The organism is Bacillus sp. 22-7, from assembly GCF_010628845.1.
GTDB classification, from domain to species: domain Bacteria; phylum Bacillota; class Bacilli; order Bacillales; family Cytobacillaceae; genus Cytobacillus; species Cytobacillus firmus_B.
Genome location: NZ_NJQY01000004.1, coordinates 186,829 through 201,167 on the forward strand (window position 1 = coordinate 186,829; position 14,339 = coordinate 201,167).

At 41.3% G+C, this 14,339-nt stretch carries 16 protein-coding genes and 1 riboswitch; of the genes, 10 read left to right on the forward strand and 6 right to left on the reverse strand.

Annotation, left to right across the window (positions count from 1 at the left end; all coding sequences use genetic code 11):
* Positions 1-54 precede the first annotated feature (54 nt).
* Together CE058_RS02825 and CE058_RS02830 are read right to left on the reverse strand one after the other, a co-directional pair.
* Positions 55-1,251, reverse strand: coding sequence for an MFS transporter (locus tag CE058_RS02825; RefSeq protein ID WP_163140157.1), 1,197 nt, complete (start codon positions 1,249-1,251; stop codon positions 55-57).
* Positions 1,252-1,306: 55 nt separating this feature from the next.
* On the reverse strand, positions 1,307-1,735 hold the full coding sequence (locus CE058_RS02830; RefSeq protein ID WP_163140159.1) for a MarR family winged helix-turn-helix transcriptional regulator: 429 nt from the start codon (positions 1,733-1,735) through the stop codon (positions 1,307-1,309).
* A gap of 159 nt (positions 1,736-1,894) precedes the next feature.
* On the opposite strand from CE058_RS02830, the gene CE058_RS02835 reads away from it, so the two are divergent.
* The 3 genes from CE058_RS02835 (at position 1,895) to CE058_RS02845 (ending at position 5,437) form a co-directional block, all read left to right on the forward strand.
* Positions 1,895-3,280 (forward strand): alanine/glycine:cation symporter family protein, encoded by a 1,386-nt coding sequence (locus CE058_RS02835; RefSeq protein WP_163140161.1) that lies wholly within the window; start codon positions 1,895-1,897, stop codon positions 3,278-3,280.
* A 133-nt stretch (positions 3,281-3,413) separates the two neighbouring features.
* Positions 3,414-4,511 carry a carbohydrate kinase gene (locus tag CE058_RS02840; protein ID WP_163140163.1) on the forward strand — a complete coding sequence of 366 codons (1,098 nt, stop codon included), beginning with the start codon at positions 3,414-3,416 and terminating at the stop codon, positions 4,509-4,511.
* A gap of 14 nt (positions 4,512-4,525) precedes the next feature.
* Positions 4,526-5,437 (forward strand): pseudouridine-5'-phosphate glycosidase, encoded by a 912-nt coding sequence (locus CE058_RS02845; RefSeq protein ID WP_163140165.1) that lies wholly within the window; start codon positions 4,526-4,528, stop codon positions 5,435-5,437.
* A gap of 217 nt (positions 5,438-5,654) precedes the next feature.
* Here CE058_RS02845 and CE058_RS02850 read toward each other — a convergent pair whose 3' ends face one another.
* Both CE058_RS02850 and CE058_RS02855 read right to left on the reverse strand, forming a co-directional pair.
* On the reverse strand, positions 5,655-6,266 hold the full coding sequence (locus CE058_RS02850; protein ID WP_163140167.1) for a class D sortase: 612 nt from the start codon (positions 6,264-6,266) through the stop codon (positions 5,655-5,657).
* Positions 6,267-6,608, reverse strand: a complete 342-nt coding sequence (locus tag CE058_RS02855; RefSeq protein WP_163140169.1) for a helix-turn-helix domain-containing protein — start codon at positions 6,606-6,608, stop codon at positions 6,267-6,269. It abuts the gene before it with no gap.
* A 273-nt stretch (positions 6,609-6,881) separates the two neighbouring features.
* Here CE058_RS02855 and tapA point away from each other — a divergent pair, with 273 nt between their 5' ends.
* The 6 genes from tapA (at position 6,882) to CE058_RS02885 (ending at position 10,913) form a co-directional block, all read left to right on the forward strand.
* On the forward strand, positions 6,882-7,721 hold the full coding sequence (gene tapA, locus CE058_RS24660; protein WP_262176177.1) for an amyloid fiber anchoring/assembly protein TapA: 840 nt from the start codon (positions 6,882-6,884) through the stop codon (positions 7,719-7,721).
* Between the two features lies 1 nt (position 7,722).
* On the forward strand, positions 7,723-8,301 hold the full coding sequence (gene sipW / locus CE058_RS02865) for a signal peptidase I SipW (protein WP_163140171.1): 579 nt from the start codon (positions 7,723-7,725) through the stop codon (positions 8,299-8,301).
* Positions 8,302-8,387: 86 nt separating this feature from the next.
* The gene (locus tag CE058_RS02870) at positions 8,388-8,987 is read left to right on the forward strand and encodes a CalY family protein (protein WP_163140173.1); all 600 of its coding nucleotides are present in this window, start codon (positions 8,388-8,390) and stop codon (positions 8,985-8,987) included.
* 69 nt (positions 8,988-9,056) lie between these two features.
* A complete protein-coding gene (locus CE058_RS02875; protein WP_163140175.1) occupies positions 9,057-9,755 on the forward strand; it encodes a TasA family protein in 699 nt (232 codons plus the stop codon).
* 109 nt (positions 9,756-9,864) lie between these two features.
* A complete protein-coding gene (locus tag CE058_RS02880) occupies positions 9,865-10,164 on the forward strand; it encodes a DUF5658 family protein (protein ID WP_163140177.1) in 300 nt (99 codons plus the stop codon).
* Between the two features lie 483 nt (positions 10,165-10,647).
* A riboswitch (cyclic di-GMP riboswitch) is annotated at positions 10,648-10,736 on the forward strand.
* A 27-nt stretch (positions 10,737-10,763) separates the two neighbouring features.
* Positions 10,764-10,913 carry an anti-repressor SinI family protein gene (locus CE058_RS02885; protein ID WP_197087706.1) on the forward strand — a complete coding sequence of 50 codons (150 nt, stop codon included), beginning with the start codon at positions 10,764-10,766 and terminating at the stop codon, positions 10,911-10,913.
* Between the two features lie 102 nt (positions 10,914-11,015).
* On the opposite strand, the gene CE058_RS02890 is transcribed toward CE058_RS02885, so the two are convergent.
* Both CE058_RS02890 and mnmH read right to left on the reverse strand, forming a co-directional pair.
* Positions 11,016-11,339 (reverse strand): helix-turn-helix domain-containing protein, encoded by a 324-nt coding sequence (locus tag CE058_RS02890; protein ID WP_048010430.1) that lies wholly within the window; start codon positions 11,337-11,339, stop codon positions 11,016-11,018.
* Between the two features lie 178 nt (positions 11,340-11,517).
* Positions 11,518-12,576, reverse strand: coding sequence for a tRNA 2-selenouridine(34) synthase MnmH (gene mnmH / locus CE058_RS02895; RefSeq protein ID WP_163140179.1), 1,059 nt, complete (start codon positions 12,574-12,576; stop codon positions 11,518-11,520).
* A 372-nt stretch (positions 12,577-12,948) separates the two neighbouring features.
* Here mnmH and CE058_RS02900 point away from each other — a divergent pair, with 372 nt between their 5' ends.
* On the forward strand, positions 12,949-14,250 hold the full coding sequence (locus CE058_RS02900) for an FAD-dependent oxidoreductase (RefSeq protein ID WP_163140181.1): 1,302 nt from the start codon (positions 12,949-12,951) through the stop codon (positions 14,248-14,250).
* The last annotated feature ends 89 nt before the right edge of the window (positions 14,251-14,339 follow it).

A 14,339-nucleotide genomic window follows, 5' to 3' on the forward strand; every position in this document is an offset into this window, starting at 1 on the left:
GCGACTAACAATCAGTGGGGGATAAGGCTAACCCCCACTGATTGAAGTTTCACTTTATAATGGAAGATCTGCTTCTGAATGAATGGTTTTTGGTTCTGTCTTTTTTCCATGAAGCAGGTAGTATACGAGCAAGCCAAACAGTGCTACTCCGGCAAGCATAAAATACAGCGAAGCGAAGCCTGTTTTTACCGCAAGTATTCCGAGAACATAGGATCCTAAACCGATCCCTGTATCAAAGAGGGTGAAAAAGGTGGAGGTAGCAAGCCCGCGTTTCGCTGGATCGGCCTGCTTGATGGCAACGGTTTGAAGACTCGGAACAATCGTGCCATACCCCAGTCCGATTACTGCACCTGACAGCAGAAACACAAAGGTGCTGTTGGCCTGGCTGAGCAAAAACAATCCTGCCGCAAACAGAATAATCGCTGGATAGATCACTTTATTTTCTCCATACGTATCAAACCAGCGGCCTGTAAATGGGCGGGACATAATGATGAACGCTGCATATACCACGAAGAAGAAGCTCGCGGCTTCAAGCAAATCAAGCTCTTTCGCATAAACGGAAATAAAGGATAGAATTCCTGAGTACGCGAAAGCAAGGATGCCAGCTGAAATCGCAACAGGAACGGCATTTTTTTCGAATAAGCTTGATAGGGTAAAATTCGGATGCTTCACAGAGCTTTCTGCTGTTTGCGGTATTTTTACAAAAGCACCAAGCACTATCGCAATAAATGATAAAACGGTGCATAAAGCAAAAATCCATGTGAAGCTTGCGTATTGGACAATCGTCAAACCGGCAAACGGGCCGATGACCATAGCCAGATTCATGAACATCGCATAATAGCCAAGCCCTTCGCCTCTCCGTTCATCCGGCACAATTTCAGCAACAATCGCTCCAGTCGCTGTTGTGGCCATGCCAAAACCTGCACCATGAAGGAATCTTAGAGCTAAAAGTGCAGGCATAGTGTCAGCCCAAAAATAAAGAAGAGATGAGACTGCAAACACAATCAGGGAAGCAAGCAGAATCTTCCGCCGTCCAACCTCGTCAATCCATTTCCCTGTAAATGGCCGGCTGATCACGGCAGCAATCAGAAAGACCGAAATAATCAGCCCTACCTGTGTTTCGTCCCCTTTCAAATCATCCAAAATATAAAGGGGAAGCGTTGTGAGCAATACATAAAACCCCATAAACAAGAAAAAACTCGTAACAGAAATACTCAAAAAATCCTTCGTCCATAATGGCTGTTTCTTCATGTTGTCCTCCTAACAATGAAGGTACCAGGTATCTAAACCAATTTCGTGAACTGGTCTAGGTGCCTGGTACCATACTTTCTCTCATTTTTGCCATAAGTTTGATCATCGTGCTGATTTCTTCTTCCGTAATGTTCTGCAGGACATTGCTTTCGCTTGATCTTACTGCGGCAAGCCAATTGTCGTATTCCAGGATGGCTGCATCAGTCAGTGAAATCAGTTTTTCGCGTTTGTCCTTGCCGGCTGTTCTGGTGATCCAGCCTGATTTCTCAAGACGGGCCAATGTCCTGGTCATGGTCGGAGCTTCAACTCCCAAATAAGAGGAAATCTCTTTTTGAGTGCTTGGTCCTCCGGTTTTCAGACGGTAAATAATCGTCCATTGAGCCGCATATAACCCAAGCGGCACCAGACTTTCATTAAGTACTTTGGAAAAATGGCGTGTAAATTGGTTGATGGAATGAAAAAATTCACTTTGATTAGGGTGCATTGGTTTCACCTGCTTAAAATAGTTACCTAGCTAACTATACAGGATTTTCAAGAAAATGTCTACCTCACATATTTCTTTGCTAACTAAGTGTTTAACTGGCAAATAAAAGGGAATGGAGTAACAAGGGCAACTGTGCATAACTATAAGGGGGAAATTTTTTTGGATAAGTTATTAGAAGTCGTAGGAGATATATCAGGATGGCTCTGGGGATATCCCATCATCCTATTATTAGCCGGAACAGGACTGTATTTAACCTTTTTGCTGGGTTTCTTCCAGTTCCGTTATCCGTTATATATTTTTAAACAGACATTCGGAAGTGTTTTTAAAAAGCCGAAGGGCAAAGGAACCGTTACACCGCTGCAGGCACTCACCTCAGCACTGGCTTCCACCATTGGAGCTGCGAATATTGTAGGTGTACCGGCAGCCATCATGTTTGGCGGCCCTGGAGCAGTCTTTTGGATGTGGGTCATTGCGCTAATAGGAATGTCCATTAAGTTCTCGGAAAGTGTATTGGCCATTAAGTACAGAGAGAAAAATGAAGATGGAGAATACGTGGGCGGCCCTATGTATTACATGACGAAAGGGCTTAACATGAAGTGGCTTGGTGTGATATTTGCCTTTGCGCTCATGATCGAATTAATTCCAAGCATCATGGTACAGGGCAATGCAGTAGCATCTGCGGTTGGAGAGACTTTTAAGATTAATGGCCTTTATACAGGCATCGCTGTAGCCTTACTGGTTTCATTGGTTGTTTTTGGCGGAATTCAGAGAATCGGCAAAGTTACTGAAATCTTCGTTCCGTTTATGGCTCTCATCTATGTAGGAGCGGCGTTAGTAGTCTTATTTATGAATCTGGGCAAGCTTCCTGAAGTGTTGGAATTAATCTTCACTTATGCGTTTCAGCCAATGTCTGCAATAGGCGGATTTGCCGGTGCGGCAATTGGGGAGATCATTCGTTGGGGATTTGCACGAGGATTATATTCCAATGAGGCAGGACTTGGAACCGCTCCGATTGCCCATGCGGCTGCCACAACCGACCACCCGGTGCGCCAGGGCTTCTGGGCGATTGTCGGAATTGTTGTTGATACACTGATTGTGTGTACAGCCACTGCATTTGTAGTGCTTTCATCAGGTGTGTGGACAAGGGAAGGGGCAATGAAAGATCCTTCAGCCCTGACAGCAGCTGCATTTACGGAGTACTTTGGATCATTTGGAGGTATTCTCGTAGCTGTATCACTTGTATTCTTTGTCATTTCAACGATCATCGTCGTCGTCTTTTATGGATCCAAAATGGCAGAATTCCTATTTGGCTCTTTTGCCGGAAAAGCCATCAAAGTCGTTTACATTGCTGCCATTGTTCTTGGTTCAGTGGGAGCGGCGAAAACGATCTGGCAATTCCTTGATCTGGCTCTTGCCATGATCTTAATACCGAACATCATGGCTGTCCTCCTTCTAAGCAAAGAGGTTAAACAGCTGAAAAACGAGTTTTTCACTTCAGAAAAGTATTATTTAAAGGATATTAAAAAAGATGATAAGGCTGCGTAAAGCTTGGTCTTCCGCCTAAGGCGGGAGGCTTTTTTATTATCTCTGAAAATTTTTCGAAAAATAACACTTGTTTTACAAATAGACATAAGTTTATAATATAGACAAAAGTTTAATAAGGCAGGGCTGGTCAATTATGAATGATAAAGAAATATTGATTTTGCAGCTGATTAAAGAGGATCCTTTTATTGCCCAAAACGAACTGGCTGACAAAACGGGGCTCTCAAGGTCCGCTGTTGCCGGCTATATCTCTTCACTGACCAAGCAGGGGAAAATTCTCGGCAGAGCCTATGTTCTGCCGCAAAAGAAAGAAGTGCTTTGTGTGGGAGGAGCCAATGTTGACAGGAAAATCCAGACAACCGGGCAGCTCCAATTCGGAACATCGAACCCTGCAGAAAGCTCCCAATCCTGCGGCGGAGTGGCCCGCAACATTGCTGAAAACCTTGGCAGGCTGGGCTGTGATGTGGGTTTGATGACCGTAGTGGGAGATGATCCGGAAGGCGAATGGCTTCTCGAATATACGAAAGCTTTTGCTGATATCACTCCTTCACAGTCGCTGGCAGGGTCCACCACTGGTACTTATACAGCAGTGCTTGACCTTGAAGGAGAAATGGCTGTAGCACTCGCTGATATGTCCATTTATGAAAGCGTTAACAGAGAGTTTGTCGAGAAAAAGTGGGGTTACCTGGCATCATCTGAAATGGTGATTCTCGATACAAACTTCCCGCCCAAGGTTCTGGAACAGATTATTAAAAGATGTTATGAAGAGAACATTCCGCTTTGCATTACACCTGTTTCAGCACCAAAAATAAAAAATCTCCCGGAAGATCTGAAAGGTGTTACCTGGCTGATTGCCAACAAAAATGAAGCAGAAGCACTAACAGGGATAAAGATCAGCAATGAAGGAGACTTCTTTAAGGCGGCACAGGAGATTATGAAAAAAGGTGTTGAAAAAGTCGTCATCAGCCGGGGAGATAAAGGGCTGATCTATTTTACAAACAGGGGTGAAGCAGGTGTGCAGCTTCCTCCGAAGGTGAAAATTGCCGATGTGACAGGTGCAGGGGACTCGCTTGTATCGGGTATTATTTTTGCCCATTTAAAAGGTCTGAGCACTGAGGATGCCTGCAAAATCGGCATGTCCTGCTCGATGCTTGCTCTGCAGTCCCTTGAAACCGTTAACCCTAATTTAAACAACACACGCTTGCAGGAAACATTCAAACAATATTTCGACTAAGGAGAAGTGACATCATGTTAGAAAAATGGCTTGAGTACTCAGAAGAAGTGTTAGAAGCAAAGAAAGCAAATAAACCGGTTGTTGCCCTTGAATCCACAATCATTTCACATGGAATGCCATACCCTCAAAATGTTCAGACAGCAAAAGAGGTAGAGGAAATCATCCGCAAAAACGGTGCGGTTCCGGCAACCATTGCCATTTTAAATGGGAAAATTAAAATTGGCTTATCAGATGAAGAGCTGGAATTCCTGGCACAAAGCAAAGATGTTGAAAAAGCGAGCCGGAGGGACCTTCCTTATTTAGTGGCTAAAAAGAAAAATGGTGCCACAACAGTAGCGGCCACCATGATCTGTGCTGAGCTTGCCGGCATTGAAGTCTTTGTCACCGGCGGGATTGGCGGCGTTCACCGTGAAGCGGAAACCACCATGGACATCTCCGCAGACCTGCAGGAGCTTGCGATGACCAATGTTGCCGTTATCTGTGCAGGTGCGAAATCCATCCTGGATATCGGTTTGACGCTTGAATATTTAGAAACGCACGGCGTTCCGGTCGTTGGCTTTGAAACAGATGTATTGCCTGCCTTCTACACACGCACAAGTCCGTTCAGCGTGAACTACCGGGTGGACAATGCAGAAGAAGCAGCCGAAATGATCCGCACAAAATGGGATCTTGGCTTAAAAGGCGGCGTTGTAATTGCCAACCCGATCCCTGAAAAAGATGCGCTGGAAGAGGCTTTTATTACTGGTGTTATTGAAACAGCTTTAAAAGAAGCGAGTGCAAACAATATCTCAGGGAAAAAAGTGACTCCATTCCTTCTGGGGAAAGTGAAGGAATTGACAGAAGGCAGAAGCTTGACAGCGAACATTGCATTGGTGAAGCATAATGCAGAAGTGGGTTCGAAGATTGCTGTTAGTTTGAATAAGTAAAGGGAAAAGCCAGGCTTAGAGAGTCTGGCTTTTTATACTGATAGCATGATAGCTGTGAGGATGATGGCTAGATATAATAAAAATCTTAAGAAGTTGATCATCAGGATCTGTCCCTTCTGGAAACCCATATATTAGATGATATGTACAGGTTCTTATATGGGGGAAGGGTGTTTGTCTATATGCAGTAAAAAGGGCGCTTTCCTGTGGAATGTGCCTCTTAATTTTGTATTCTTTTGGCATTCAGGATATACCGGGAGGGTGCATTGCCCACATACGAGAAGGGGTAGCATGTAGAAACAGTGAGAATTTCGTGAGGAGTGGTGGATCTAATTACAGTGGGGTCATCCGCATCCACAATCTCGGAATCGGTAATTTCATATGTAAACTCACCATATGGCATGCTGACTAGAAAAATATCACCGATTTCAAGTTCGCCGAGGCTGCGAAAGACCGTATCCCGATGCCCCGATAATAAAATCTGATCATCCTGACCTGGAAGCACAGTTGTGGAGTAATGGCCAACCCCTTTTTCCAGCTCATCCTCATCGGTTCCTTCTATAATGGGAAGTTCAGCTTTCAAACGGGGAATTTTTAAGATGCCAATGGCTTCACCCTGATCGAAGGAAATACCTATTGGTTGTTCTGTTAGGAGAACATATTTGCTTTCTTTGTTTACTCCATTTTGAATTCTATCTTTTGCCAGGGCTAAAGAATCTTTGGTTTTCTTCTCCTGAGCATACATTTCCTGCAGAGAGAACAGGACCAAACCGCCTCCGATTAAGATAAGGAAGGAGGCAGCTACAATCAGCAAACGGCCTCTAACCTTCAATTAAACGTTCCCTCCATTCATCTTCTTAAATTTAATGAACTCCAGATAATAGGAGAAATCCTCTTTTGTGATTCCTTGCCTGATTGCTTCTTTGACAAGGGAAACCCACTCCTCATCCAGCTTAGACAAGTCAGTAATTTCCGCGTTGTTCTCTTCCAGCAGATCTTCAAGATTCGCATCCAGTGTCCTGGCGATTCTGGATAAAACCTGAAGTGAAGGGTTCTCCTGTATGCCTCTCTCAATATAGCTCAAATATGATTTGGATACCTCTGCTTTTTCAGAAAGCTCATTAATTGAGTATCCCTTTTTGATTCTTAAGCTTTTAATTCGGACACCTATCATAGGCATAATACTCCCTTATCATAAAATATAAAGATGTTTTCATTATAACGAACAAAACGTTCAATAAAAAATACAAAATAGTGAGAATTCTCGAGGTATCCTTAGAAAAAGAACGAAAAACGTTCTTTAAAACGAAAAACCGGCTGAATTTGGAATTTTTCAAAATAAGACTGATGGACTATACTCAACTTATCGGTTCGATAAAAAGAACGAAACGAACAAAATCAAAGAACATCAACTCACTAGGAGGGGGTTCTTATACGATACAAACGGATCAGGAAATTTGGGAAGAAGAACAAAATCCTATTGCTCGCATTTAAGTTTGTGGCTGCCTGGTATCTGCTTATTGGGATGTCGGCAACTCTGACTGGGCAAACGAATGCCTATTTTAGTGATAGGGACACAGTAACTGGGACCATTCAGGCCGGTACCTGGGAGACAGAAGAGCCTGGGTGTTCTAAAGGGGAGAAGCATGGTGAATGGGATTGCAGCTCTCTAAAATTCATTGGACAAAAATATGATGGACAGAAGATATATGCAACCATCCAAAATACAGGGTCAGATATGAAATCAAATGGAACATATGAAATTTATTACAACAAGAACGGGGACCCGAAGATAGGAAAGTCTGTTGGTGGAGTGTTAACATTTGATCCAATTAAAGAAGGAAAAAAAATAGAAGTATCTTTTATTCCTCAGCAAAGTGGATCCTATATGTTTAAAGCCTATCAGCACAAAGATCATCCTGGAAGTGGAGAACTATGGAGTGAAGAAATAAAAGTTACTTTAGAATCAGATGAAGCTTCCAACGTGGAAGAAGAGAAAACGGAACAAAAGGCAGATGTAACAGAAGAGACTGCCAAGGAACAAGTAAACAATAAGACAGAGGAAACTGGCAAAGAAGCAGCTGAACCAACAAAAGATAAACCTCAAGAGAATCCAGAGCAAAAGCCAGCAGAAGAACCAAAAGAAGAGCAGAAAGTAGAACAGCCTGAAGTTGAAGAAAAGCCACAAGAGGAACCAAAAGAAGAATCAAAGCCGGAAGATACCAAGCCTAAGGCAATAGAAGCTCCGGCTAATTCTGAAGAAAGCTCAAATGAGGCAGGTGAATAGCTTGAAAAAAGCACTGAAAATTATAAGCAACATTATAACAGCGATTCTATTTATTAACTTAATTTTAATGGCCTTTCTAGTGGTCTCCTCCAAAGCATCAGGAGGAGAACCGCAGGCCTTTGGCTATCAGCTTAAGACAGTATTATCAGGTTCTATGGAGCCTACCTTCCAAACTGGGTCTGTTATTGCAGTAAAGCCGCTTAGTTCAGAAGAAAGCAGGGCTCTCAAGAAAGATGATGTCATTACATTCCAGGCAAGCGAAGAAAAATTAATTACTCACCGAATAATCGGTGTCAGCAGCAGCGGAGACCATGTCATGTATGAAACAAAGGGAGATAACAACAAGACTGCAGACATGGAACCTGTGCTATCTGAAAATGTAAGAGCTATTTATACTGGTTTCACTATTCCTTATGTGGGATATTTTATAGACTTTGCACAATCGAAAGAAGGAAGTGCGATTTTGCTTATTGGCCCAGGATTATTGCTTCTAGGGTATGCAGCATTTAGCATCTTCCAGGCTATAAGAGAAATTGATCCTAAAGGCAGCAAAACGGATTCAGAAGAAAAAACTGCTTAATTTGGTTGCACTCCCTGTAGAGATACAGGGGTCAATATATAAAAATTATACATACCCAAAACGGGGTAAGAGGAGGAAGCTTTATTATGAATCTTAAGAAAAAATTAGGTATGGGAATTGCATCTGCAGCACTTGGTATTTCATTAGTTGGTGGGGGAACATTTGCATATTTTAGTGATAGCGCTGAAGCTACAGGGAAATTTGCAGCCGGTACATTGGATTTAAGTGCTGATCCTACCACAATTATTGATATTGACACAATTAAGCCAGGAGATACAATGCTTCGTTCCTTTGATTTGAAAAACGGAGGTTCACTTGACATTGCCTCTATTACACTAAATACAAGTTATACAGTTACGGATGCTGAAGGTGATAATACTTCAGAAGACGATTTAGGAAAACACATCCGTGTTAACTTCTTACTTAATGAAGATAAATTAGATGTACCTATCTATTCAACGACTTTATCAGCTCTTAAAGGTCAATCTCCAGATGTTATAGAAGGTAATATTTTTAGTGGTTGGTTAGCTGAAAGAGGAGGAAAACTTGCTGCTAAAACTAGTGATAAATTATTTGTTCAATTTGAGTTTGTAGATAATAAACAAGATCAAAATGTGTTCCAAGGAGATTCATTGGAATTAAAGTGGACATTCAATGCTAAGCAAGGCAAGGGTACAGCAAAGTAATATGACTTTCAATCAAAAGGTGGGAAGTTTTCCCGCCTTTTGTTAAATCAAACGATGTGAGGTAATGCCATGAATAATAAGAAACTATTGGCAAAACCAATAATGATTTTTATATCAGGAATAATCTTTTTTATGTTTTTAGGTGAGAAAATTATAGGTGCTGAAAAAAGAGAGATAGATATCAATACAACTCCGCATGGAATAATGTTTAATGTTGAAAATCTAAAGCCAGGCGACTGGATGCCCAGAAATATAACAATAAAAAATGATGGCAAACAAAATTTTAAATATACTTCTAAAATTGGAAAATCGAAGTCTATAAAAGGACTTTTTGAGGAATTAGAGCTTGAGGTAAAAAAAGATACAAAGATGCTTTACAAAGGAAAACTTAAAGATTTTAAAGGTTTCTCTCCCAGAGAATTAGCGAAAGGGACAGAAGAAACTTTATTTTTCCAAGTAACAATGCCAGAGCATTTGGGAAATGAATTTCAAAATTCCGTTGCAGAGGTTGAAATCATTTTTCTTGCCGAAGCAACAGGTGAACCTGGAACCGGCAACGAGACTCCCGGATCAGGAGATAATAATTCTGGAGGGGGAACTAATAATTCACCACCATCCACTGATGCTACAGTAATCCCAGAGAAAGTGAACAAGCTCCCAAATACCGCAACTAATAATTATAATTTATTACTTATCGGTGCACTATTTTTAGGTGCCGGAAGCGTAATTTTATTATGGCGTTATAGAAGGCTGCGGAGTGAAACGTAGATTAAGGCCTGAGGGACTGATTCTTTAAGGCCTTAATTTTTATTCCCGTTTAGAACTTATCTAAGCAGCTAATGAATATAATCAAAAAGCTACTCATTACGGTGAAGTTATGAAAAAAATTCTGCAGTATCTTGCCTTCATTAATTTTCTGGATGGTCTCTTGACGTTCTTTGGAATGAAACTTTCGCTGATTGAAGAAGTGAATCCAATTATGGATTTTCTCTATACGATAGAACCCCTATTATTTCTTTCTATTAAAGCTGTTCTTTCAGGCTTTTTAATCTTGCTGTCAACTTCAATTAATTTTCCTCCGCAAACAAAAGTAAAAGTATTGGCAAAAGGTGCAGCATATCTTTATTCATTCATATTAGTACTTCATGTTTTATGGATTTGTGAAGCTCTATCTTAATAACCGATAGAGTGAAAATACTATTCTTAGGCAAATGAGGAGGCTGAACATGTATCGAAAGAACTGTCATAAATGCCACAAACCTTCATATAGCAGCAGTGAATCGGATGGATGGCTATGCCCGATCTGCCACACTGATTTAACGAATGAAATCTTTTTGGATGCTATAACTCTTGAACCAGTCCACACGACCTTTAAGAAATGCAAAACCCCGCACACCTATTCAATAAAACAAATCAGCAAAAACTACAGAAAAAGAATCGGACTTTCCTACTACTCTAAAAGGAGTTCGACCATAAATAACAACTTACTGTAAAAGATGAAGGGTTCAGCTAATTAAGTACATAAAAAGTATTAAGGTTTTGTCGAAAAATAAATTAATTTAATATTAAATTAATTTATTAAAATTACAAAATCTGACAACGTTAGCAATATGGGCATAGTAGAATACATCTATGGAAAATATTTCTTTGAGCCGATAGGCACAGAAAAAGGCAAACTCATTGAAAAATGAGGACGCAAAGTCGCGGGTCTAAGGTATTGAAAAATACTACGATGGCTGGATTGCCTGGAATACGATACGTATCCTGGGGGGAAGAATGTTGACAGAGCAAAATGTAAAGGTTGAGGGAATTGATTTGGAGTGGCTGCAGTTAATTATGGAAGCAAAGAACTTAGGCCTGCAAAAGGAAGAAATTAGAGAGTTTTTACATAAAAACAGATCCAAAGAGGTTCTGATTGAAGCTTAAATATCTGGTATTGCTAAGTATTTCTGTTAGAGGCATCTCTAAATGGAAATGCTTTTTATTTTGCCCAAAAAAATAAGCCTGTGCATTCAGGCTCATGGCAATTTATGATTTTTGTCCGCTTCTCCACTTATTAAAATCCAAAAACTCCCGAAATTGCTCCTTGGAAACCCCGGATTCCATCGCTTCTTTCACAATCTTCATCCATTCAGAATCCAAATCTTCCTTATTGATCTGCTCATGGATCAAATGGTCCACAGGTACATTCAGAACTCCAGCGATTTTCTCGAGAAACTGAATCGATGGGTTTGTTTGAAGGTTGCGCTCAAGTGAGCTTAAATATGATTTTGCCACACCGGCTTGGTCTGCAAGCTCGGATAAGGACATTTTCTTTTCCTGACGAAGTTTCTTTACACGATCACCGATCATCGTATACCACACACCTTATTTTGTATGTAATAGGATTATATCATATTTAGTTCCATATTAAGAACGTTTTGTTCAATATTATTATCATCATACCACAGTGTCAACTGACTAAAATAGATAGTTATCACGGTTTTATAAAAATATTACTTTTGTCGCTCTCAAAAAGTAATGCTCCGCGTCATAAGACGGGAGCATTTTGCTTTTCAATTATTTGGATAACCTGCTGTGCAGCTGCTTCCACATCATCGGCATTTACATGGTGGAATTCGCCTTCATAGTCATGCTGTTTAAAAGCATAGCGCGGGTCGTAATAGTGTTCTAATAAAAGCTTGATAATTAGTTCGTAGTTCTCCGTTTGAACTGATTCATCCAGCTGCTCGCGGATTTCGGTATCCTTCAGACGTTTTTTAATAAACACAAGGCTTTCATCCACTTTCGGCTTGAACCATTTTTCTTTTTGATATGGTTCCACATAGTCACGGAGGATGCGCTGGACACGGGATTCGATGCTTGCAAACATATCAATGTGGATTGCGGTTTTTTTAGTATCTAGCAGCTCGTCCGGCTGAACAACCTTGCCAATCCGCTTACTTTCAGCTTCCATAATAATATAAGGGGACCCTTTAACCTCAGAAAGGGATTTATACAAAAGTGCATCAAATGTTTTTTGGGTGCTGCCGTCCCCCATGCCAAAGGAACCGAAGATCGAACCGCGATGGCCTGCCATTTCTTCCAGATCAAGAATAGGATATCCTTTTTGACTTAATACCTTCAGCACATCTGTTTTCCCGACGCCGGTCATTCCGTGCAGAACAACTGCTTTTTCAGGAATCAAATCTGCTGTGTTTTCCAGAATATATTGACGGTAAGCTCTGTATCCTCCAATTAAACGAGGGATCGAAACACCGGCATATGTGATAAATGTAGTAACCGCTTTGCTGCGCATGCCGCCGCGCCAGCAGTAAATGACAGGCTGTAAGCCATCATCTTTCAGGTCTTTGATTTTCTGCATCATGGACGGAATTTTAGGTGAAACGATTTCCATCGCTCTCCACTTAGCGGCATCTGAGCCTTCTTTTTTATATAATGTTCCGATTTCCACACGTTCTTCATTAGTGAAAAGCGGCACATTGACAGCACCGGGAATGCTGCACTCCTCAAATTCGATTGGAGACCTGACATCGATCGGAACTGCGTTGTCCATCTGGATATATTGTTCGACTGCTATTTCTCTCATTTTATTGCCTCCAAAATTAAAGTGAAACTCCAATCAGTGGGGGTTTTTCCCGCTGATTGGTTAGTTGAACTAATCGGGCCTTACGGACAGTTTGGGTCCCGTTAATTCACCTTTGAATTTTACTGTAGTTTCTAGTGGGGATCTTACTGCCCGTTAGACTGCGAAAATGCTATATATCGCCCAAAAAGGAACGTTAATTGATTTGACTCTCTCTATTATACAGGATTTTGAAATTATAGGTGCCTATCACAATCATACTCCTATTTTCAAAAGTTTGTTCTTATAATTTTTTCCAGACTTTTTAATATCAGCATATCCAATGGTTTTGCTTTTTAAAAAGAAGGTTAAATAAAAGGCAAAGGTGGTGGAAACATGTCCTTGAATACAGAGGTTGCCATTATAGGCGGAGGGATTGGCGGTTTGACGCTTGGACTTAAGCTGGCCCAAGCCAATATTGATGTCACCGTTCTGGAAAAGCTTGATGCCCCCTCTTCCGTTTATAAGGGAGAACTCCTGCAGCCGAAGAGCCTGAAAATTTTTAAACAGCTGGGTGCTTTGGATAAAATCCTGGATAATGGCTTTTCATTTTCCCGGATTGCTTTTGAGGAAGGGGAAAAAGAGTTTGCCATGGATTACAGCATCCTCCCGGGAAATTATGATTACTCGCTTATGATCGAGCATGAAAAGCTGAAAGGAATCCTTCTGAATCAGGCGCTTCCATATCCCAACTTTCATTATCTGTCAGGGTCCCTGGCAAAAGGGTTTGACAATGGCCAATTATTGGTTGAGCGGAAGGATGTAAAGGAGCAGCTGACAGTGAGGGCTGATTTTTATATAGGGGCTGAAGGAAGGAATTCCATTACCAGAAAAGAAATGAACAGCAAAATTAAAAAGATTGAGTACAACCATCAATTCTTAACGGTCACCTTCCCCCGGCCCCAATCGTTGGAGGAAGGGAAAATCATTTCTAGAGATGAGCGGTTCCTTGGATTATTTCCGCTTCCGGATGCGAAAGTAAGATCTGTTTATTTAATTCCGGAGGGCACGTATAAGGAGCATCTCAAAAAAGGAATTCACTATTTCCATAAAAATTATGTTGAGCTTTTTCCGGAATTGGAAGGGTATGTGACCAGGCTGAAAAACTGGAAGGAAATCCAGCTGATGATCCCGACAGCTTTTTATGCAGATAAATATGTGGATGGAAGACTCGCGATATTGGGCGATGCGGCCCATACGGTCCACCCGATGGCAGGGGAAGGCATGAATATGGCGATTCAAGATGCTGATGTGCTGGGGGAATTGCTTGCAGAGATGTATGCGAGCGGAAGAATTTCCCCGGACAAGCTTAAATGGTATGAAAAAGTCAGGAAGCCACGCGCTGAAAACATGATCAGCCTCAGCCATTTATCCGCCATAGCTTATTCCTATTCGAATCGGGTTATTACAGGAATACGCCGCAAAGGCCTAAAGCAGATCGAAAGAGACAAAACCCTGCAATATAAGCAAATGCTGAATGTTTCAGGTCTTGGATATTGGTCAGAGAGCCTTTGGGACCGATTGATTCAGGCAGGAATGCTGCCGGCAAGAAAAACAGAATTATCAGCTGCTGATAAAAGCCATTATTTTTATACAGAAAAAGAAGACTATCCCTGGAAGAAGGTTGAACAGCCATGATAAATGAATATGTGAGATTGCTAAAAGCACGCAATTGGATGAAAAAAAAACCAGCCCTTTTTATACAGCTGGCATGCATATGTTGGTTT